This is a genomic window from Methylobacterium sp. E-005, from assembly GCF_022829725.1.
Lineage (GTDB): Bacteria > Pseudomonadota > Alphaproteobacteria > Rhizobiales > Beijerinckiaceae > Methylobacterium.
The window spans coordinates 87,544-106,625 of sequence record NZ_JAKSYG010000238.1; the positions used below are offsets into that span (position 1 = coordinate 87,544).

The 19,082-nt window shown below is 71.5% G+C and carries 17 protein-coding genes and 1 tRNA gene; 5 read left to right on the forward strand and 13 right to left on the reverse strand.

Annotation, left to right across the window (positions count from 1 at the left end):
* Nucleotides 1–614 precede the first annotated feature (614 nt).
* Nucleotides 615–1,031 carry a cupin domain-containing protein gene (locus tag MKK88_RS29100; protein WP_244006149.1) on the forward strand — a complete coding sequence of 139 codons (417 nt, stop codon included), beginning with the start codon at nt 615–617 and terminating at the stop codon, nt 1,029–1,031.
* A 22-nt stretch (nt 1,032–1,053) separates the two neighbouring features.
* Here the strand turns inward: MKK88_RS29100 and MKK88_RS29105 are convergent, their stop codons facing one another.
* The 8 genes from MKK88_RS29105 to MKK88_RS29140 all read right to left on the reverse strand — a co-directional run bounded on the left by MKK88_RS29105 (nt 1,054) and on the right by MKK88_RS29140 (nt 9,682).
* Nucleotides 1,054–1,551: a hypothetical protein gene (locus tag MKK88_RS29105; RefSeq protein ID WP_244006151.1), complete on the reverse strand. Its 498-nt coding sequence runs from the start codon at nt 1,549–1,551 to the stop codon at nt 1,054–1,056.
* A 249-nt stretch (nt 1,552–1,800) separates the two neighbouring features.
* Complete coding sequence (locus MKK88_RS29110; RefSeq protein ID WP_244006153.1) at nt 1,801–2,085, reverse strand: hypothetical protein; 285 nt, start codon at nt 2,083–2,085, stop codon at nt 1,801–1,803.
* 716 nt (nt 2,086–2,801) lie between these two features.
* Nucleotides 2,802–3,470: a class I SAM-dependent methyltransferase gene (locus MKK88_RS29115; protein WP_244006155.1), complete on the reverse strand. Its 669-nt coding sequence runs from the start codon at nt 3,468–3,470 to the stop codon at nt 2,802–2,804.
* Nucleotides 3,471–3,556: 86 nt separating this feature from the next.
* Nucleotides 3,557–4,627, reverse strand: coding sequence for a glycosyltransferase (locus MKK88_RS29120; protein WP_244006161.1), 1,071 nt, complete (start codon nt 4,625–4,627; stop codon nt 3,557–3,559).
* Nucleotides 4,624–5,547 carry a glycosyltransferase family 2 protein gene (locus tag MKK88_RS29125; protein ID WP_244006167.1) on the reverse strand — a complete coding sequence of 308 codons (924 nt, stop codon included), beginning with the start codon at nt 5,545–5,547 and terminating at the stop codon, nt 4,624–4,626. Before MKK88_RS29125 ends, MKK88_RS29120 begins: the two co-directional genes overlap by 4 nt.
* 41 nt (nt 5,548–5,588) lie before the next feature.
* Nucleotides 5,589–6,734 carry a glycosyltransferase gene (locus MKK88_RS29130; RefSeq protein WP_244006169.1) on the reverse strand — a complete coding sequence of 382 codons (1,146 nt, stop codon included), beginning with the start codon at nt 6,732–6,734 and terminating at the stop codon, nt 5,589–5,591.
* Nucleotides 6,735–6,756: 22 nt separating this feature from the next.
* Complete coding sequence (locus MKK88_RS29135; protein ID WP_244006171.1) at nt 6,757–7,641, reverse strand: glycosyltransferase family 2 protein; 885 nt, start codon at nt 7,639–7,641, stop codon at nt 6,757–6,759.
* Nucleotides 7,631–9,682 (reverse strand): HAD-IIB family hydrolase, encoded by a 2,052-nt coding sequence (locus MKK88_RS29140; protein WP_244006177.1) that lies wholly within the window; start codon nt 9,680–9,682, stop codon nt 7,631–7,633. Before MKK88_RS29140 ends, MKK88_RS29135 begins: the two co-directional genes overlap by 11 nt.
* Before the next feature lie 93 nt (nt 9,683–9,775).
* Between MKK88_RS29140 and MKK88_RS29145 the strand changes: the two genes are divergently transcribed.
* Both MKK88_RS29145 and MKK88_RS29150 read left to right on the forward strand, forming a co-directional pair.
* A complete protein-coding gene (locus MKK88_RS29145; RefSeq protein WP_244006179.1) occupies nt 9,776–10,816 on the forward strand; it encodes a glycosyltransferase family 4 protein in 1,041 nt (346 codons plus the stop codon).
* Nucleotides 10,816–12,000, forward strand: coding sequence for a glycosyltransferase family 4 protein (locus MKK88_RS29150; protein ID WP_244006181.1), 1,185 nt, complete (start codon nt 10,816–10,818; stop codon nt 11,998–12,000). The genes MKK88_RS29145 and MKK88_RS29150 overlap by 1 nt, the downstream gene beginning before the upstream one ends.
* Nucleotides 12,001–12,024: 24 nt before the next feature.
* Here the strand turns inward: MKK88_RS29150 and MKK88_RS29155 are convergent, their stop codons facing one another.
* Nucleotides 12,025–13,008: a hypothetical protein gene (locus MKK88_RS29155; RefSeq protein ID WP_244006183.1), complete on the reverse strand. Its 984-nt coding sequence runs from the start codon at nt 13,006–13,008 to the stop codon at nt 12,025–12,027.
* A gap of 90 nt (nt 13,009–13,098) precedes the next feature.
* On the opposite strand from MKK88_RS29155, the gene MKK88_RS29160 reads away from it, so the two are divergent.
* On the forward strand, nt 13,099–13,743 hold the full coding sequence (locus MKK88_RS29160; protein WP_244006185.1) for a hypothetical protein: 645 nt from the start codon (nt 13,099–13,101) through the stop codon (nt 13,741–13,743).
* 4 nt (nt 13,744–13,747) lie between these two features.
* A complete protein-coding gene (locus MKK88_RS29165) occupies nt 13,748–14,392 on the forward strand; it encodes a hypothetical protein (RefSeq protein ID WP_244006187.1) in 645 nt (214 codons plus the stop codon).
* 254 nt (nt 14,393–14,646) lie between these two features.
* On the opposite strand, the gene MKK88_RS29170 is transcribed toward MKK88_RS29165, so the two are convergent.
* The 4 genes from MKK88_RS29170 to MKK88_RS29185 form a co-directional block, all read right to left on the reverse strand.
* The gene (locus MKK88_RS29170; protein ID WP_244006189.1) at nt 14,647–14,934 is read right to left on the reverse strand and encodes a hypothetical protein; all 288 of its coding nucleotides are present in this window, start codon (nt 14,932–14,934) and stop codon (nt 14,647–14,649) included.
* A 599-nt stretch (nt 14,935–15,533) separates the two neighbouring features.
* Nucleotides 15,534–15,608 (reverse strand) — tRNA-Thr (locus MKK88_RS29175).
* 94 nt (nt 15,609–15,702) lie between these two features.
* Complete coding sequence (locus MKK88_RS29180; RefSeq protein WP_244006190.1) at nt 15,703–16,137, reverse strand: NUDIX hydrolase; 435 nt, start codon at nt 16,135–16,137, stop codon at nt 15,703–15,705.
* A gap of 274 nt (nt 16,138–16,411) precedes the next feature.
* Nucleotides 16,412–17,962: a heme biosynthesis protein HemY gene (locus MKK88_RS29185; protein ID WP_244006192.1), complete on the reverse strand. Its 1,551-nt coding sequence runs from the start codon at nt 17,960–17,962 to the stop codon at nt 16,412–16,414.
* Nucleotides 17,963–19,082 lie beyond the last annotated feature (1,120 nt).

Sequence of the window (19,082 nt, forward strand, 5' to 3'; positions counted from 1 at the left end):
GAGCCTGTTCCATGCTCTCAACAAGTCTCCTCGTCGTCATCAGCGCGGCGCTCAGCGCGGCCGCCGCGGGGGCCGTCAGCGATCCGAACGCGCGCAGCCGATAGCCGCGTTCTCGCGGGCGTGTCGCCGGCCGGCGACAGGTCCGGGAACGCATTGGCCGGACCCGTGACAGACTTCGAACGGGCACAGTGCGGCGGCACCCCGATCGGAAGATCCGTGATCGCCGATCCCGTGAATGTTCACCGCAATCCGTACCCTCGTCCTCGATCACCGGGAAGGCAGCGCGGTGCTCGCCTCACCGGACCGTTTCCTGATCGTCGCCTACGCTGTGGCGACCCTCCTGGCCTGATCCGGCTGCCGCTTCGGTGCAGCCGTTGGCCCTCACACCAGGCGATGCGATCCGGCCTCTGGCCTAGCGCCTGACCGTCCCGACCCGCCGATGGTCCACGCATCCCGCTCGTCCGTCGACGCGGGCCGTGACGCGGAGCCTCCTGGAATCCCCCGCGGCCCGGGCTCGCCGCGTCGCCTTTGCGGACGTCCGAAAATGGCGCATCGTCCTGCGCATGCGCGCAAGATCCGGCCCGAACGAGCCGGCGCGCGCCGGAGGAACGCCCATGGTGACGCGACGAGGCTTCGTGAGTTGTGCGCTCTGCGCGGTGGCGGGCGGCTTCGCGGCCGTCGCGACCGACGCGCAGGCGCAGCCGGCCGGTCAGACCACCGGTGTCACGCGGAAAATCCTCAGCACGGAGGCGTTGCCGGGGGGACAGTATGTCGTGGTGCAGGTCGCCGCCGAGATCGCGCCGGGGGCCATCGTCGCGCGCCACACGCATCCGGGCATCGAATCCTCGGTCATCCTGGCGGGCGAGGCCGAGTTGCTCGTGGACGGCCAGCCGAACCGGACCCTGCGGGCCGGCGACAGCTTTCAGGTCCCGGCGGTCACCCCGCACAGCCTGCGCAACGGCTCCGGTGCCACGCGGGTGGCGGGGACCTACACGGTCGAGAAGGATAAGCCGCTCGCCTCGCCGGCCTGAGTCGGCTCCCGCCAGAGGGCGGTCAGGTGCCGAGACCGGAGGTCGGGCGCTGCGGCGGGAGCGGGGGTCGCGCGATGCGGGACCGGGGCGGCGTCGGTGCGGGCGCGCCCTGAGCAGGCTCCGCAGATCCACCCGGCGCAGCCGCCGAGACCGTCGGTCCGGGCGCCGCGGATTGCGCGGGCCTGCCGCCACCGCGCGGGGCTGCGGCGCCGGTGGGCGGCGCGCAGGTCTCACCGCAATTGCCGACCACCGCCTCGTAAGTCTTGCCGGCGATCGCCGCCGAGACGATGCAGCGCGGCGGATGATAGACCAGTTCGTACTGGAACTTACCCTGATCGTCGGATTCGGTGCGGAACTGGCCGTCCAGTTCCACCGGCATGTGCGGCTGATCGGTGGTGCCGATGACGTAGAGCCGACCGGTCGCGATCGACGCGATCGTGATGTCGGAGGCTGCCCAGGCGGATCCTGACGTTAGCAGCGCCGCTGCTCCCGCAGCGGCGATCGAGATCAAACGAGCCAACCGGCCAACCTCCTGACGCGCTTCCAAACCGGACGCCGCACGGTCCCAGCTCCGAGCGGCGGCCAGCCGCGTCGCACTGTCCCCGGCGCGTAAAGTGATGCCGTTCCTGTCGAACACCGCAACGAAGATCCGGCTGGCTTTGCTCCCTCGGAAATCACCTGTCCGACGGAGAGGATGCGCGCTCGCAAGGCGCTCCGATTGCACGGATCGCCTCCGCAACGATTGCGCCGGCTTGGTTGCGCGGTCCATTCAGGATCGCTTGAAGGCGCTCAGGGCCTGCGTCAGATGCACGACGACGTCGTGGCTCCGCGGCGGCAGTTCCTCGGTCGCGGGCGCCTCGGCCCCCTCCAGGCGACGGGCGACCTCCATCACGACGTGCTCGACCGACGGCGGCCACGGCACCCCGTGATCCAGGAGCATCCGGGCCGCCCGGACGAGCATTCTGAACTGCTCGGGCGGGATCGATGTCCCCGCCGCATGCTGATCGAGGATGCGATCGGCAATCGCCGCCGCCAGCCCGGCGACTTCAGCCATCTTGTCTGGCTCATCGCCGGGACCTGTCATGCGTGTGGGACCTTCGTCTCTGACACCCCGTCCGGCTCCGGCTCGACCGATCTCTGTGCCGCCAGTCCGATGATCGAGGCGCGCCGCGGGCGGCCGGACCTTTCGCGGATACAGGAGTGGCCAACCCAGACAAGCCGCCGCAGGGATGCGGCTTTACGGGACATGACCTCCGCAATGGTCCCCTGTTCAATAAGCAGGCCCCGCGAAAGAGTTCAAGCTTCCGTCGCTTGTGCGCTGGCGCGGCCTTTCGATCCCGCATCGCTCAGTGCCGCGTTCGGAGCCCTCCCACGCACCGGCGCCATCAGGCAGGGGCCGACATGGCAGGCCGGGCGTCCACGCCGGCCCCCAGACAGAGGGGGGGAGATGACCGAGGGGCCGGCGTGGCGGTCGGGTAAACAACCCGACGGCATACGGAAGCAAGAATTATGCATTCGCACCCCCGACGCGCGCAGTTCGCCAGGGCGGTGATGACGGAAGACGCTCCCCGCGCATCGCGCGAGCTCACACATCGACTGCGCGCGTCTCGTTCGATCGGTGTGGCGATCCCACGTTGCCGCGCCGTTCCCGGACCGGGGGGACGGCGCGGAACCGTTCATCACCTGTCCGATGGTGACGTGTGAATGCCCCGGGCCTGCGGACCGCGGGGCAATGACCGGCCGCTCACTGCCGGGCGAAATCGCCGACTCTCAATCCGGCTTGGCGAACCGGCACTTGCCCCGGAGCGACCAGGGGCCCGCCAGTCCGAACTCGGCGCAGAACGCGTCGACGGCCCGGGTCACGCCGGGGAAGCGCCCGCCGAGGCGGTCGTAATCGTCGGCGATGAACAGGCCCCCGGGGCGCAGCACCGGCCACCACGCCCGCAGGTCGGCCGCCACCGAAGCCTCCTCGTGGCCGGCATCGAGATGGATGACGTCGGCGTGCAAGCCGCGCAGGCGCATCAATTCGGCGGCGTTCACAGAGTCGAGGGGCAGCGGCACCACCCGGTCGGCAATGCCCTCGCGCAGGACGTTCCCCAGGAAGGTCCGGTAGAGGCTCGGAAAGCCGTGCTCCGTGGCGAGTTCCGCGAACAGGCTCTCATCGGCCCAATGGTCGACGGCCCCGAGCCACGTATCCACCGCGACCACCGTGCCGGCGATACCGTGCTCCGCCAGGGTGCGCGCGAGGTACAGGGTGCTCGCCCCCTTCCAGGTCCCGATCTCGACGATCACGGCCGGGCGGAGATCGATGACCGCCTCCTCGAGATAGGGGTGGATGCTGCGCCAGCCCTGAAGATCGAGGGGACGCAGATCCCCCGGGGGGTCCGCGAACGGGTCGCGACCGTGCCACAGGGCGGCGATGAGGTCCTGTCGGGTCATGTCTCGGCTCGGGGTCTGTGGCGCGGGGAAGCGCGGCTGCGTCAGCCGTGCGGGCTTCATGGGGTTGGCGGGCTGTGCGGGGCGTCTCAGCAGGCCGGCGCGGCCGCGGCGCGGGCCTGGGCGTAGAGCGCCTCGCAGCGGTCGAGCCAGTGCGCGTGGGTGAAGTGGCGCAGGACGCGCGCATTCGGGACCGGCCGCGGGATCCGGAGCGCCGTGCCGATGGCGTGGGCCAGGTCCGCCGCGTCGCCGGGCGCGGCGAGGGATCCGGCCTCGCCTATCACCTCCGCGACGGCGCCCCGGGCGAACCCGGCGACCGGCACGCCGCAGGCCATCGCCTCCACGGCCGCCAGCCCGAATGGCTCGTCCCAGCACGGGGTGGCCAGGAACACGGAGGCACGGCCGACCTCCGCGGCCAGGGCCGCGCCGCTGAGCTGACCGCCGTAGCGGATTGCTCCACCGAGCTGGGGCGCAACCTGCGTCGCCCAGTAACCGGGCTCCTCGATCGGGCCGAACAGGGTGAGCGGCAGCCCGGCCCGGCGCGCGGCCGCGATCGCGTGATGCGCGCCCTTGTCGGGCGTGATCCGCGCGCACCAGACGGCGCTGCCGTCGCCCCGTGATTGGTAGGGCCAGGCGGCGGGATCGATGCCGTTGTGGAGCACCGAGGCCTCCGGCGGCGCCCCGTCCGGCCACCATCCATCGAGCTGCGCCCGGGACGTTGCGGTGATCCGGTGTCCCGGGGCGGGACTCGCCTGCACGAACCAGCGCAGGGCGTCGTAGGGCGGTACGTGCAGCGATGTGACGGTGGGGATCGCGGCCAAGCGCCGTTTCTCCAGGGGCAGGCGGCTCAGGCTGTTGTTGTGGAGCACATCGAAACCTCCGGCTCCGATCCGGTCGCAGGCGGCGGCGTAACCGTCGTCGAGATGGGCCTTGAGGCCCGCATCGCCCCGGTGCTCCAGGCCGGCGTGGCTGCGCTCGTGATGGACCGGGATCACAGGATCCAGGGCGAAGCGCGGGTCGCTGTCGCCGGAGGCGAACAGCGTGACCGCATGGCCCCGGGCGGCGAGGCCGTCGGCGAGGGTCCAGGTGTAGGCTTCGAGGCCGCCCGCGAAGGGCGGGGCGATCGGGTGGCGCAGATGGGCGAGGAGGGCGATCCTCACACCGTCACCGGCGCGGGCTCGCCCGCCCGGGCCTCGATGGCACGAATGACCGAGGCGGAGTTCGTATACGGCTGATGGCTCTGCTGGCCGGTGAGAGCGAGATCGGCGGCGTCGGGCCGGCGCAGGATGCGGATCGGACGGTCGGGCGTGTCGTCGATCAGGCCCATCACCTTGAAGGCGTAGAGCCAGTGGCCCATCGTGCGGTAGCCCCATTTGGCCTCGAACAGTTCGGCGTTGCGCACCACGCTGTCGAGGTGATGGACAGGCGGCATGTGGTGCGGGTGGTACTGGTGATAGGCGCGCGCGCCCTTCATCCAGGCGATCGGGATCCCGCTCTGATCGAGGATCTTGCCGAAGTCTGTGTCCTCGCCGCCGTAGCCGGTGTAGCGCTCGTCGAAGCCGCCGGTCGCCAGGAAGGTGGCCCGCCGGATCGCGAAGTTGAGCGACCAGAAGCAACGGTAATCGGTGCAGATCTCGATGCCGGAGGCCGGGGGCCCCCGGCGGTCGGAATGCCGCTCCGCCACGGCCTCCAAGCCGTCATAGTCCCAGGCGCCCGATGTGGCGCGCTCGGGCAGGTGCAGCACCTCGCCCATCAGCAGCCCGTCGAGTTCGCGCAAGCCCCGGGCGTAGTCGGCGACGAGGTCGGGGGCCGGGATGCAATCGACGTCGAGGAAGACCACGGCGTCGCTGTCAACCGCCGCCACGCCGCGGTTGCGCGCCGCCGCCAGTGGTAGCTCGCGGCCCCCCACGAGGATCTGGTGCACCGGGAAGCCGACCTCGGGCAGGTCGTAGGGCGTGTCCTGCATCACCGCGACGATGAAGGCGGCGGGGGCCTGCGTCTGGCGTTCCAGGCCGCGGAGCACGTTGCGCAGATGCGCCGGCCGGCCCTTCGCGAGGGTCACGACGGAGACGGTGGACATGCGGCGATCGGGCTCCGGTTGGGGCGAAGGGAGGGCGGGGGTCACTCGGCGGCGAGGCCCGGGAGCGCGGCGGGTTCGGCCCCGGCGGATCCGTGGTCCCAGAGGGCGTCCGTCAGCCCTTCGAGCCAGCCGGCGGCCCGGGCGGCTGCGTCGGGGGTATAGAGGCTCCGCAGGGCGGTGCCGTCGAGGGCGCGGGCGCGGGCGAGCAGATCCCGCCAGCCCTGGAGATCCCCCGGCCAGGCGGGGGCCTGCACGGCGGCGCCGAGGCGGACCAGGGCCTCGGCCTTGCGGGTCTGCTCGGCGAAGTAGCGCCATTCCGGCATGACGATCAGACGGCCGCCGACCCGGGCGACCTCGTGGACCGTGTTGTCGCCCGCCGAGGCGATCACGATGTCGGCGGCGGCGAGGTAGTCGGTGACCGACGAGACCCAGCCGAGCTCGCGCAGATTCGAGAAGTCGGTCTCGTGACCCTCGCGGTGGGTCGGCCCGAGGGTCAGCCACAGGGCGTCGGGTTCGGCGCGGGCCGCGACCGTGAGCGGCGCGTAGGGCGTGCCGCTGCCGCCGCCACCGGTCACCGCCACGATGATCCCCCGGTCGGGATCCAGGCCCAGCCTGGCGCGGGCCTCCGCGCGCTCCGGCACCCGGTCGACGCTGGTGCACAGGCCGCCGCTGTAGAAGGTCCTGGCACGCAGGCGCGCGGGATAATCGTCCTGCTCCAGGCGTTCGTCGAAGGGGGCGAGCATCCCGACGCAGGCCTCGTAGGCGCCGACATGGCCGATATCGGAGCGGTCGCCATGCATGCGGATCTGCACGGCGGGCACGCTGGCGATGCGGGACAGAAGCGCGATCTCGGCCGAGACGTCGACCACGAACAGCCCGACATCGCGGCTGTCCAAGTGGTCGAGGATGGTCCGCATGGTCCGACGCATCTCGGTCAGGCCGAGGGGCACGCAGTGCATCACCTGCGGCGTCGGCTCGGCGTAGAGGCGTGCGGTGGGAACGGTGGCGCCGATCATGTTGGGCAGCGCCACGATCTCGATGTCGCGGCTGAACCCGTCGAACAGGCGCGGATCGGCGGTGAGCACCGAGACGGGCCGGTCGCGGGCGAATTCGGCAGCCACCGCCATCGTGCGGTTGGCGTGGCCGCGTCCCTGGTGATGGACGAAGAACGCGATCGGCTTCTTCATGGCGTTGGGTTCGGGCTCGATCTCAGGAGAACAGGGCGTCGGGCCGCAGGGCGGCGGCGATCTCGGATGCGGTCGGCGGGCGGATCAGGCGGATCGCGGGGGCGTCGGCGTGCCAGTCGATCAGGCCGGCCGCGCGGAACTGATCGAGCCAGTAGGTCATGCACCAACGCCCGTGCCGCGCCCGGAAGCGCCTCGCATTGGCGAGGATCGGCGCGAAATGCTGCAGGGGCGGCACGTGGACCGGGTGGTGCTGGTGGTAGGCGCGGGCGCCCGCCACCCAGAAGACCGGCAGCCCGGAGGCGGCGAGCCGGGCGGCGAGGTCGGTCTCCTCGCCGCCGTAGCCCACGAAGGCCTCGTCCATGCCGCCGACGGCACGCCAGGACGCGGCCGGCAGCGCGAAGGACAGGCCCCAGAGCTGGCCCGCATCGGGCTCCGGCCGCAGGCCGGCTTCCGGCAGGACGGGCCGGGCCGGATGGATCTGCCCGAGGCGATCGAGCATCGCCGGGTCGCGCTCGTTCGCGACCGCCCCCGGCGGCAGGTAGAGGACCTCGCCGAGGAACAGGCCCCGGGTCGTCGCGGCGGCCTGCACGTAGGCCGCCACCAGCCCGGGCGACGGGATGCAGTCCACGTCGAGGAAGACGAGGAGATCCGCGCTGGCCGCCTCGGCGGCCCGGTTGCGTGCGGCTGCGAGCGGCATCGGCTCGCCCGGCACGTGGAGGTGGCGGACCGGACAGCCGGGATCCGGCAGGTCCGGCGCACGATCCGGCTGCATCCAGGCGATGATCAGTTCGCGTGGTGGCAGGGTCTGACGGGCGAGCCCGTGCATCAGGTTGCGCAGGCGGTCCGCCCGGCCGCGGACCAGGGTCAGGACGCTCGGGCCCGGCGCTCCACCGGGATCAGCCGACATCGGCCAGCATTCGGCGGAAGTGCGAGACCCCCTCGATGATCCCCCGGGCATGGGTCCGGCGGGCCACGTAGGAATGCTGAAGGGCGGCGTTGCTCGCCAGATCGTCGGAGTAGTTGGCGACGATGATCGCCTGCACCCGGGCGCCCAGCATCTCGATGTCGTTGCCGGAATCGCCCGCCACGAACACCGCATGCTCCGGCAGGGCGTAGAGGGCCCGAACGTGATCGACCGCGGTGCCCTTCGAGGCCGCCGCCGGCAGGACGTCGAGGTAGCGGCCGTGGCTGTGGATCACGCGGGCGGCGAGTCCGGCCTGGGCCAAGCACGCGCGGACGGACCGGGCGACGGCAGCGTCGGCGAAGTAGCTCAGCTTCAGGGCACGCTGCTCCAGCGGACCCTGGGGTACGAGCCCGGCGAGCCCGGCCAGGGTCGCCTGCACCGCGGCCCGGTCCCAGCCGGTGGCGATGATCCGGCTCCAGGCGGTGTCCGCCGTGTAGGTCACGCCGTTGGTGTCGAGATGGTAGATCTCGGAGCCGACCGAGGTGATCATCACCTGGGGCCTGGGGCTGTCCTGCTGCTCCAGCACCGCCATGGCGCTGTGGAAGGACCGGCCGGTGGCGACGCCGAACGCCAGCCCCGCCTGCCGGCTGCGCCACCGGCGGAAAATGCCCATCGCCGCATCGCAGCCGACCAGCGTGTTGTCGATGTCGCAGACGAGCAATTGCCGGGGCGCCGGGGCGGGCGGTTCCGCGTCCAGCAGCGCGCGCAGCAGGACGTGATAGCGCGCGGCGTGCCGGTCCCAGTCATAGGCCGCCGCCGCCCGGGCGCCCCCGGCCACGCAGCGGGCGTAGAGGGCCGGATCGCCCAGGATCCGCAGGCAGGCCTCGGCGATCGCTTCCGGCACGCGGGGATCGACCAGGAGGCCGTTGCCGCAGGTCTCGACGATGTCGTTGGGGCCGCCGCTGTCGGTGGCGACCAGCGGCAGTCCGGCGGCCGAGGCCTCCAGCAGCGTCAGGCCGAAGGGTTCGTTGAGAGCCGGGTTGACGAACAGGCCGCCCCGGGCCCGGGCATGGGCGTAGATCGCCGGCACGTCCTCCGGACGGTGCGTCTTCGGGTAGGCGACGCGCCCGTAGAGGTCGTAGCGGTCGATCAGGACGAGGAGGTCGCGCATGGTCGCCGCCATGTCGCCGTCGAGGGTGTCGATGTCGTCGCGGGTGCCGGCGACGATCACGAGATTGGCGCAGGCCTGGAGCGCGCGGTTCTCGCCATAGGCACGCACCAGCGCGGCGAGGTTCTTGCGCGCCACCGGACGGGCAAGCGCCAGGATCGCCGGCCTGTCCGGATCGTCCAGGAAGCGGTCGATCGCGGCGTCGACCCGGGGATGGCGGTGGGCGGCGGCGAAGCGGGCGAGGTCGCTGCCCGGGGGCAGGACGCGGACGCGGCCGGGATCGTAGGCGGCGTAGCCGGCATATTGCACCTCAGCCTCGTCCCGCGATGAGGCGATGACGAGATGGGCCCGCGCGAGGGCCTCCTCCTCGGCGGCGATCCGGTGGGCGAGATCGGGGCGGATAGGGGAGGCGCCCAGCATCCGCGCCTTGACCCGACCGAGCGAATGGGCCGTGAACACGAACGGGATGCCGAGGCGATCCTCCACCAGGGCCGCTACCGTCGCCGCATCCGCGTAATGCGCGTGGATCACATCCGGCGCCCGATCCTGCGCGGCGATCCAGGCAATGAGATTCTCGGCAAAGGACGCGACTTCGGCGTGCATTGCCTCCTTAACGCGATAATCCGCAGACGCGCTCGCGAGCCGCACGAGCGTGACCTTGTCGGCGATCGGCTCTTCGGGCACGGCGTAGGCGGCGCCGAGGGGGCCGTGGAACAGGCGGGTCGCCACCACGATCCGCTTGACGTCGCGGTCCTGCGCCGAGGCCGCGACCAGATCGAGCAGATAGCGGATATGGCCGCCGGTATCGGCCGTGAGCCCATAGACGACGCCGTCGCCGCGCAGGCAGCCCTGCAGGGCGATATGCAGAACAAACATCAGGCGCAGGCTACGGACGTCGAGCGCCTGCGGGATCTTAACTTATATAAATCCCTTGCCGCCCCTCGGCTTAACATATGTAAAGAGGCTATCGTGCTCCGCGTTGCCCAGGTCGCGCCGAACATTTTTCCCGTCCCCCCGGATCATCATGGTGGCACCGAGCGGGTTGTGCACGATCTCAGCACGGCGCTGCGAAGCTTGGGCGTGGAATTAACATTGTTTGCTCCCGCGGACAGTGCGACAGACTTGCCGCGCATCGGCGATTACCCGAGTCTCGCGGCTCTGGAGCGGCAATACGGGCGCGTCGCACCCGGGGTGCCAGCCGCCCTGGACGCCCTGCAGTTGGAGGCCCTGCGGCGGCGGCTCGACGATTTCGACATCGTGCATTGCCACGGTGAATTCGCCCATGCAGCGCTGCTCGGCACGCGTCGCCGACACAGCCTGACCACCATCCACTGGCGGGTCGACGAGCTCGACCGGGCTTTGTTTTTTCGGGGTTTTCCGGACCTGCCGGTCGCAGCGATCTCGGCCGCGCAGGCTTCCGGCATCCCGGAGGCCAACCGCGCCGGCATCGTGCATCACGGCATCGACCGGGCGCGCTACGCGTACCGTGCCGTGCCGGACGACCATGTGGCGTTCGTGGGCCGCATGACCGACCAGAAGCGGCCTGACGTGGCAATCCGCGTTGCCCGCGCCGCCGGCTTGCCGATCCGGCTCGGCGGCACGATCGATGTCGGCAATCCGGATTACTTCGATCAGCGGGTGCGTCCGCTACTCGGCACCGATGCGACCTATCTCGGCCCCGTCGACGATGCCCGGAAGGGCGAGCTCCTGGGCGGCGCCCGGGCGCTCCTGTTCCCGATCGACTGGCCCGAGCCCTTCGGGCTCGTGATGATCGAGGCGATGGCCTGCGGCACCCCGGTGATCGCGTGGGATCGCGGCTCGGTCCCCGAGATCGTCGAGGACGGTGTGACGGGCTTCATCGTCTGCACCGAGGCGGAGGCCGTCGCGGCCCTGGCCCGGATCGGCCGGCTCGATCGCGCTGGAATCCGCCGCCGGTTCGAGGAACGCTTCACCGCCGAGCGCATGGCCCGGGACTATATCGCGCTCTACCAGCGCCTGCTTGCCGCCTGATGCGCACCGCACTCCTGGCCTGGGATTACCCGCCATCGCCGAGCGGGCTCTCGACCGCGGCCCGCGAGATCGCCGAGAGCCTCGCCGAAGCGGGCGCGGAGGTCACGGTCTTCACCCTGGACCGGACCGGACACGAACGGATCGACGGCGTCGCCGTGTCGGGTCTCGCCCTGCCGCCCGGCAGACCCCTGGCACGCCTGCGCCTCTGGGGATCGGCCGGACATCTGGCTGCGCCGCTGGCATTCCGGCGCGCCGTACGTGCCGCCCATGCCGCGGCGCCCTTCGACGTGCTCGAATCGACGAACTGGTACGCGCCGGCCGCCCTGCTCGCCGGCTTCCGCGACCTGCCCCTGGTGACGCGCAGCTCGACGCCGGCCACCTTCACCCGCGACCCGGCCGACAGCCCGCGGAACAGCCTCGACGGCTGGACGGCCGACCGCCTGGAACGCAGGCAGGTCCGGGCGAGCGCTGGCCTCATCGCCAACACCGCCGCCCACGGCGACGTGGTCGCCCGGACCTACGGACTCACCGGCCGGCAGCCCGCTGCGGTGATCGGGCTCAGCCTCCCACCCGCGCTCGCCGCGGCGGCCCGCGGCGCCGCCTACCCGGAGGCCGCGGAACCGGTGCGCCTGCTCTTCGTCGGGCGGGCGGAGGCACGCAAGGGGTTCGACGCGCTCCTCGCCGCAATCGTGCTCCTCGCCGCGGAGCGGGCAGCGGGGTACCTGCCGCCCTTCGAGCTCGACCTCGTCGGCGTACCGCCGGGCGATCTGCCACCCGATCTGCCGGACGCCGCCCGGCGGCACATCCGCGCCCGCGGCCGGATCGACGGCCCGGGCCTGTCGGCGGCCTATGCCGAGGCCCACGCGGTGCTGGCGCCCTCACGCTACGAGAGCTTCGGCCTCGTCTATCAGGAAGCCCTGGCCTATGGCCGCCCGGTCGTCGCCTGCGCGGAGGATGCGAGCGCCCGCGCCTTCGTGGGCGCCGCCGGCGCCGGCCCCCTGGCCGCGGCCGCCACCGGGCCGGCCCTGGCTGACGCCCTGCGTCCGCTCCTCACCGATCCGGAGCTGCGCCGCGGGTACCGCGCCCGCGCCCTTGCGGCCTCCGGCCGCTTCGACCGAGTGAGCCTCGGGCACGAGACCCTGGCGCTCTACCGACGGGCGATCGCCGCGGCGCGGAGCGCCTGACCGCGGAGGAACGCACCGGATTCGTCAGTCGGCGTAGGGGCGTAGCAGCGCCATCGCTTCCTCCGGACGCCCCCGACCGGGATCCAGGGCTTCGTAGCGCTGCGACCGCGCCCGGACATGGGCCCCGCTCAGGCTGTGCTCGATGGCTCCATGGAGGGTGATGAAGCTGTCCGGCCATCCGCCATCGAGGACCGGCCGCTCGTGCACGCGGCCGGCGAAGCGCAGGCCCGTGCGGTTCAGCCGGTACTGGACATCCGGGAAAACGTCCGAGAGCACGCCGTCGACCCGGTTGGCCCGGGGGAGGCCGATCGAGACCACGCCCCCGGCCTCCGCAAGGGCGGCCAGGCCCGGCAGCAAGCGGGCGGTCGCCGGACCGAGCGCCTCGTCGGCGTCGAGTTGCAGCACCCAGCCGTGACGGGCGAGGGTCTGGAGGGCGTTGCGCTGCGCGGCAAAATCCCCGTCCAGGGGTCGCGCCGCGATGCGCACCGCGCCCTCCGCGAGGCCGGCGACCGGGCTCGGCACCGGGGCCATCACCGGCCCGTCGAGCAGGATCACGACGTCATCCGTCCAGGCGGCCTGCGCCGGCAGGGCCGCGATCACCCGATCGCGGTCCTCGGGACGGCAGAGCAGGCCCAGCGAGACCCTGCATCCGCCGGTCGCGTCGAGGGCGAACAGGGCCGCCCTGGCCGCCCGGGTGCCGTGGGGGTGCCGGAGATCCGCGTGACCCGCCGCATCGAGGGGACGGGCGCCGAGGCCATGCCGGGTGGCGGCGCAGCGCAGGGTGTAGAGATCGAGCCCGTAGGGTGCCTTCGGATCGGAGGCGAAGACGGGTTCCGACAGGCTGCGGGCGAGGTGAGCCCGGCACGCGCCCGGATCCGCCTCAGCCGCGAGCAGGACCCCGCAGGAGCCGCAGGCAACCGGGAAGGCACGGCGCTGCCCGCCCGGATAGACCAAGTGCCGGCCGCTCGGCGCAAGCATGTCGGCCGCGCAGACGAAACATCGGCGCATGGTCATTCTCCGGCGGAAGCGGCTGGCGGAGGGCTGGCTGCACCGGCCGGGCGCCTTACCTCCGCTGATCCGCGAAACCCCCTGACGCACATGCCCCCCGACGTCGACCCCCTCTCCGCCGGAAGCGCCGGCCTGCCCGCCGAGGGGTCCCTCGCCATCGTGGGCAACGCCCCCGGGATCGGAGCGGCTGGCGCGGCCATCGATGCGGCCGACAGCGTGGTGCGGTTCAACAACGCGGCGGGCTTTGGCGGCGGCGCCGGACGCCGCGTGACGCATCTTGCCCTGGTCAACCGGGGCGGCCAGACGCGGGAATGGCTGGCGAACCCGACCTTCCTGAAGCGCCCGGTCGTCCGCGCGGCACAGGCCTTCATCCTGCCCTTCCCGACCCTGCCGGCGGCGCAGAACGTGCCCGAGCCGATCTGCTGGACGCGCGAAATGTTGGCCCTGCTGCAACCGCTGGGCCGCCCGATCCACCTCCTGTCCGACGCGCTGCATGCACGGGCGCATTCCGGGCTCGCTCCCTGGACGGCGGGGCCGCCGAACCCGAGCACCGGTTTCCTGGTGACGTTGGCGCTGCTGCTCGACCGCGCGGCCCACGCACCGCCGGCACAGGCCTACGGGTTCGGTTTCGCAGGCTGGCCCGGCCATCCCTGGGCGGCCGAGCGGGCTTGGTTCACCGAAGCCGAGTCGGCCGGTCGCCTTCGCGTGCATCCGCCAATTCCGCAGGACCACTGACCTCATGGCCACGCTGATCACGGTGCTGAAGGGCGGCGGGCGCTACGATGCGACCTGGGTCGCGCGTCTCGCGGCCGGGATCCGCCGTCATGCCCCGGCCTTCGAGCGCCTGCTCTGCCTCACGGATCTGCCCGTGTCCGTGCCGGGCGTGGAGACGGTGCCGCTTCGTCACGACTGGCCGATCTGGTGGTCCAAGATGGAGGCGTTCCGCCCCGGTCTCAGCACCGGTCCGACACTCCTGTGCGATCTCGACACCGTCCTGACCGGCCCGGCCGACGCCCTGGCCGAGCCGGGCCTCGCCGCGATGGAGGACTATTTCCACGCGGGCCGCCTCTCCAGCGCGCTGCTGCGCTGGTCCGACGCGGGGCTTGCCGACCTCTACACGACCTTCGCGGCCGATCCGGAGCGCTGGATGAAGCCGGGTTCTTGCGGCCCGGTGCCGAATGCCGTCCACGGCGATCAGGTGGTGATCGACCACCTCCTGCGCCGCAGCGGCCGATCCCCGGCCTTCCTTCAGCGGATCTACCCGGACCTGCTGGACTTTTACGACCCCCGGCGTGCCGCCCACGGCCCGGTGGTGATCTTCATCGGCGCATCGAAACCCGATACGGCGACCGGTCCCGTTCATGCAGCCTGGCTTGGCCGTTGATCAGCCCGGAGCCGCGACCCGCGTCTGAGCCGAGCGGCGACGCAGCCACGATGAACCTGCTCGGAGGGCTCCACGAGGATGCACCGTCGCGAATCGATGAAGCCGGCCCCGAGCAAGGGGATCACCTTTTCGATTTCTCGACAATCAATCGACCCTGCTAAGATTCACCAATTCTTGAAAACATGGTCGATCTTTGAAAATCAAATCAACACGTTCACCGCACCAGCAGACGAAGAAACCACGAAATCAGCATGTTATTCTGACAGACTCGGGCCGACAGGCGTCGTGCCTGCCATCGGGGAGGGTCGGATCGCGGACGAAGGCGCGGGGCATGTCAGCCGACCACGCCCCCTTCCTGACGGATTCTCGACGCGCTCGCCATCGGCCCGTTCCTCGATCGGGCCGTTGATCGCACAGGCGGCGACGGAATCTTTGGTGACGAAGCGTGGGCGGCAGGGCAAGCCGAGGGCGGCCGGCACGGCGTGGATATTGTCGAAGCGGCCGGTGCAGGACACCGGCGCGAGCCATTCGGCCGCGACCACCTGCCAAATGATCCGCGCGCTCCTGGGGATCAGGCCGGGCCTTGGCCTGCGCAGTCGCCCCGTCGAGGCCAAGTTGTCGGGCGCGAAAGCCGGTGTCGTAATGGTCGCGCGCTCACGCTTGAATCCCGAGCGCAGCGGCGCAGCGCGTCGTAGCCGCCTCTCCAGCCAAGTCCTCACAGCGTCTCGAAAATCCGGATCGAGGTCAGCGGCTCGCGCAGTGCCTGCGTTCGCAGCGGGGATCCAGGCAAGAACGTCCCGCCATGGTCCCGAGTTACAGTGCGGCTGTCCGGTGCAGCGCAAACGGACGGTGATCGCTTCTGATCAGATTTCCTCGCGCACGATGTCTCGGCAGACCACGTGCGCCCGGCAGACCTGCTCGAAGGGCTTCGGCTGCACGACAAGGAGGCCGCGAATCCAGCAACCGTTTGCACGACCAAGATCGCCCGTGCGACGAGTTCGCTAGCATCGCGGAGAGACCCCTGACTGCAGGTCTTCCCGAGGCAGGGCCATTCGGAAGGATGCTGTATAAAACCGCTGTGTGAGACGAGCGGTTACCACACCCTGTCGTCAGCCGGACCTGTTCAGATGATCGATGGAAATGGTGCTGCGAGACAGGATTGAACTGTCGACCTCTTCATTACCAATGAAGTGCTCTACCACTGAGCTACCGCAGCCGGTGTCCGGGGCGCCCCCGCAAGGGCGTGTCCGTCCGGTCGAGTGGGGCCATAACGGATCGCCGCCGCGTTGGCAACGCCGCATCCGGAGGTTTTACCAGCGGCAGGCGGTGCGGATCAGGGCGGCCAGCCCCGGCTCGGTGACCGCCTCGGCGGCCTCCGCGGGCGTGAACCAGCGCAGATCCCGCTGATTTTCCTCAGGAAAGTGCTTGAGCTGCTTGCGCACCTTGAGCGGGAAGACCTTGACCTGACACTGGACCGCGTCGAGGTTCTTCAGGCGCTTCTGATAGAGGTAGTGCCCGATCGGCCGCTTGCCGATCGCCCCACGCAGCCCGGCCTCCTCATAAGCCTCCCGGGCCGCAGCCTCGAACGGCTTGCGCCCCTTCATCGGCCAGCCTTTCGGGATCACCCAGCGCCGGCTCTCGCGCGACGTCACCAGCAGGACCTTCGGCTTCCCGTCCCGCCCGAACCGGAAGGGAAGGGCGCCGACCTGCCGCCGCGGTTCGCCGTCATCGTCAAGACTCGTCACGGCCGCACACCGCGGTGCTGGACCGGATTCAGAGTCGGCCGAGCCGGCGGCCTGTCCGAAGCGGGCATCAGGAGGCGGATGATCGAGTCTCCGGGGTCGAGCGCGGCGCAACGCACGGCCCGGTGCGCTTTCTGCCGAATCGGCATCCGCTTCGGCAAAGAGCACCCCAAAGGCCTATTGACCAATGCTTGCGCGCCGGACACCCGGTCTGCAAGCCCTGATACAAGACTTGCACCGCCAATCGACTGCTAAATCAAAGCCGGCCCGGGCGGACTCAGCCAATCTTGAGCGCCGCTCGCTCGGCCGATTTGGAGGCGGGCAGCGCGGCTGCCGCCATCCCGGCCGAGATCGGGTCGGTCCCGGCGGCCTTGCCGCCCGTTCCGGGCGCCGGCGCGATGCCATGCGGCACGACGGCATCCGCTTCAGCCCCGCTCGGCCGGGACGGGGCCGACTCCCCTCCATTCGGACCAGCCGGGACGAGGGCGGGCGGCGTGGCGTGGTTCCGGTCGGCCTCCGGCTCGACCGCGGCGGGGGCGGTCAGCGTGTTCGGCGGCTCCCGCCACGCGAAGGCATCGAGCCGGCCGCTCACCGGCGAGACCGGAGCCCAGGTCTCCGAAGCGACCCCGTCGGCGATCCAGATGCGGTCGCGGGGCGCGCGGGCGGCCCGGGCGAGCCATTCGCGGGCCTGGCCGGAGGCTGTCCCGTGCTCGGCCTCCTCGATCGCCGCCATCATCAGGCAGGCGCGCGCGGTCGGCCGTTCGGCGAGGAGCGGCTTCACGGCTTCGCGGGCGCGCTTGTAGTCGCGCGCATCGAGGGCCGCTTGGCCCAAGGCGAGCCGGGACTCCGGATCCCAGACCGACAGCTTGGCCAGAACCTCGGCCCGGGCGAGGCGGTCGCGGACCGAATCGCCGGTCCGCAGGCCGAGATAGACCTTGGCAAGGTCCGGATGGGGATTGGCCTTCCAAGCCGCCTCGACGATGCGGGCCGCCTTCCGGAAATCGCCGCGGCGAGCCAGCAGCCGTCCGGCGATGCAGGCGGCCGGAACGAGATCCGGAGCCAGCTTCACGGCCTGCAGCGCACGCTCGGTGGCGAGGTCCGGCTCGCCGGCCTCGTGCTCGCCCGCGATCGCCGTCAGCAGCACGGCCCGCTGGCGGCGGGCGGTCGCCTTGTCGATCAACCCGAGCGAGGAGCGCCGCTCGATGGTCTCCAGGGCCGCACCCCAATCGCCGTCGGCGCTCTGGGCCTCCAGCAGGGCCTCGTTCGCCCAGGTGACGCTCGGGGCGAGGCGGGCGGCCTCGGTGGCGTAGGCACGCGCGGCGGTCTCGTCCTCCCGGCGGCGGGCCTCCACGAACAGGCCGCGCAGGCCGAGCACCCGGGTCTCAGGGTCATCGACCATGCGCTGGAAGGCACTCTCGGCCGCGTCCCGGTCGCCGGAGATCTGGGCCGCCTGCGCCTTGAGCAGGAGGGTCAGCGGCTCCGTGCCGAGGAGCCGCTCGGCATCGCCGGCATAACGGCGGGCCGCCAGGGGATCGCCCGAACCCACCGCCACCATGCCGCGGGACAGGGCCGAGAGTCCCTTGGTCCGGCGCCGCTCGGCCGATCCGCGGACCAGGGCCTCCGGCAGGCCGATCACGCCGCGCACGATCGCCCAGAGCAGGCCGAGCACGATGGCCGCGGCGATCACGCCGACGAGGGCGACCGCCAGACTGGTGCCGATCTGGTAGCCGTTCCACACGACGGTGACGGTGCCGGGCCTGTCGGCGATCCAGACCGCTCCGAAGGCGGCGAGTGCGAGCAGGGCCAGGAAGGCGAGGGCGCGCCACATGGGGTCAGTGTCTCCTGTCGACGGCCGCGCGGCGACGGTCGCTGGGTGCGGGAGGGGCGGGGCGCCTGCACGCCCGCCCGGAGAGGTTGCGGCCGCGCGGCGCGCGGTTCGATGCCGTCACCGGTTCAACGGCCGGGTGCGGCGGGCGAGTTGGACGCCGGGTTTGGCGCGGGCGTGCCGGATCCCGAGCCGGTCGGCAGGGCCTGGAAGGCGTTTCCGATGAGCGTCCGCGCGGCCTGTTCGGCCTCGGTCCGCGCCTTGAGCTTGGCGCCAAAATCGCCGGCCTCGTCCCGCGCGTCCGCCGGCAGGGCCACGAAAGCGGCTTCCGCCGCCGGAAGGTCGCCCCGATCGAGCGCCGCCTGGACCTTCGCCTCCGGCTGATCGGCGCTTTCCGGCGCCGGGGCATCGGCCTTGCGCACCTGCACGAGGCCGTCGGCCATGCTCAGGAGCTTGGCGCGGAAATCACCCGTCTCGGCGGCCGACTTGGCCCGCTGTGCCCGCCGCTTGGCGGCCATCCGCTCGGCAATCGGCCGGAACTCATCCGCGAGCTGGTTCGCCGTGGGCGCACCGGTCTGCGCGAAGGGCGCGAGCGCCTTGGCCTGCGCCTCCGTCGACGGATCGAGCTTGCGCAGGCTCGCCAGGGGCTCCGCGTAGGCCGATCCGGATTCGAGCGCCGAAGCCACGCGGTCTGCCACGACCACCCGCAGGGCTGCCTGGACGGTCGCAGTCTCGGCACGCTGCGCCACGCTTTTGTCCAGGGCGGCGATCCTGTCGGCCTGCTCCTGAAGCCGGCGCTCGACCGCCTTCGAGGCTTCCGCGGCCTGGGCCTGCCCGGCTTCGGCGGCGGTGCGGCTCGCCTGCGTGGCCGTCTGGATCGCATCCGTGGCGGCCTTCACCCGCGCATCGACGGTCTGCTGGAGTGCATCGAGGCGCTGGCCGAGGGCGGCATCCGCCTCGGTATTCGCCTTGACCTTCTGTTCCACCTCGCCCTGCAGCGCAGCGAGCTTTCTGGATGTGTCCTCGGCCGCGCTCGCCTTGGCCCCGTTCGCCTCCAGGGCCTTCAGGCGGGCGTCGAGATCGGCGATTTCCTTGCCGTTATCCTGGACCGCATTGAGCTTGG

What these genes read in the sequence shown, in the direction of transcription:
- MKK88_RS29100 (WP_244006149.1), top strand. Translation starts at nt 615, where the DNA reads ATGGTGACGCGACGAGGCTTCGTGAGTTGTGCGCTCTGCGCGGTGGCG.
- MKK88_RS29110 (WP_244006153.1), bottom strand. Translation starts at nt 2,085, where the DNA reads ATGGCTGAAGTCGCCGGGCTGGCGGCGGCGATTGCCGATCGCATCCTC.
- MKK88_RS29115 (WP_244006155.1), bottom strand. Translation starts at nt 3,470, where the DNA reads ATGACCCGACAGGACCTCATCGCCGCCCTGTGGCACGGTCGCGACCCG.
- MKK88_RS29125 (WP_244006167.1), bottom strand. Translation starts at nt 5,547, where the DNA reads ATGTCCACCGTCTCCGTCGTGACCCTCGCGAAGGGCCGGCCGGCGCAT.
- MKK88_RS29130 (WP_244006169.1), bottom strand. Translation starts at nt 6,734, where the DNA reads ATGAAGAAGCCGATCGCGTTCTTCGTCCATCACCAGGGACGCGGCCAC.
- MKK88_RS29135 (WP_244006171.1), bottom strand. Translation starts at nt 7,641, where the DNA reads ATGTCGGCTGATCCCGGTGGAGCGCCGGGCCCGAGCGTCCTGACCCTG.
- MKK88_RS29140 (WP_244006177.1), bottom strand. Translation starts at nt 9,682, where the DNA reads ATGTTTGTTCTGCATATCGCCCTGCAGGGCTGCCTGCGCGGCGACGGC.
- MKK88_RS29150 (WP_244006181.1), top strand. Translation starts at nt 10,816, where the DNA reads ATGCGCACCGCACTCCTGGCCTGGGATTACCCGCCATCGCCGAGCGGG.
- MKK88_RS29155 (WP_244006183.1), bottom strand. Translation starts at nt 13,008, where the DNA reads ATGCGCCGATGTTTCGTCTGCGCGGCCGACATGCTTGCGCCGAGCGGC.
- MKK88_RS29160 (WP_244006185.1), top strand. Translation starts at nt 13,099, where the DNA reads ATGCCCCCCGACGTCGACCCCCTCTCCGCCGGAAGCGCCGGCCTGCCC.
- MKK88_RS29165 (WP_244006187.1), top strand. Translation starts at nt 13,748, where the DNA reads ATGGCCACGCTGATCACGGTGCTGAAGGGCGGCGGGCGCTACGATGCG.
- MKK88_RS29185 (WP_244006192.1), bottom strand. Translation starts at nt 17,962, where the DNA reads ATGTGGCGCGCCCTCGCCTTCCTGGCCCTGCTCGCACTCGCCGCCTTC.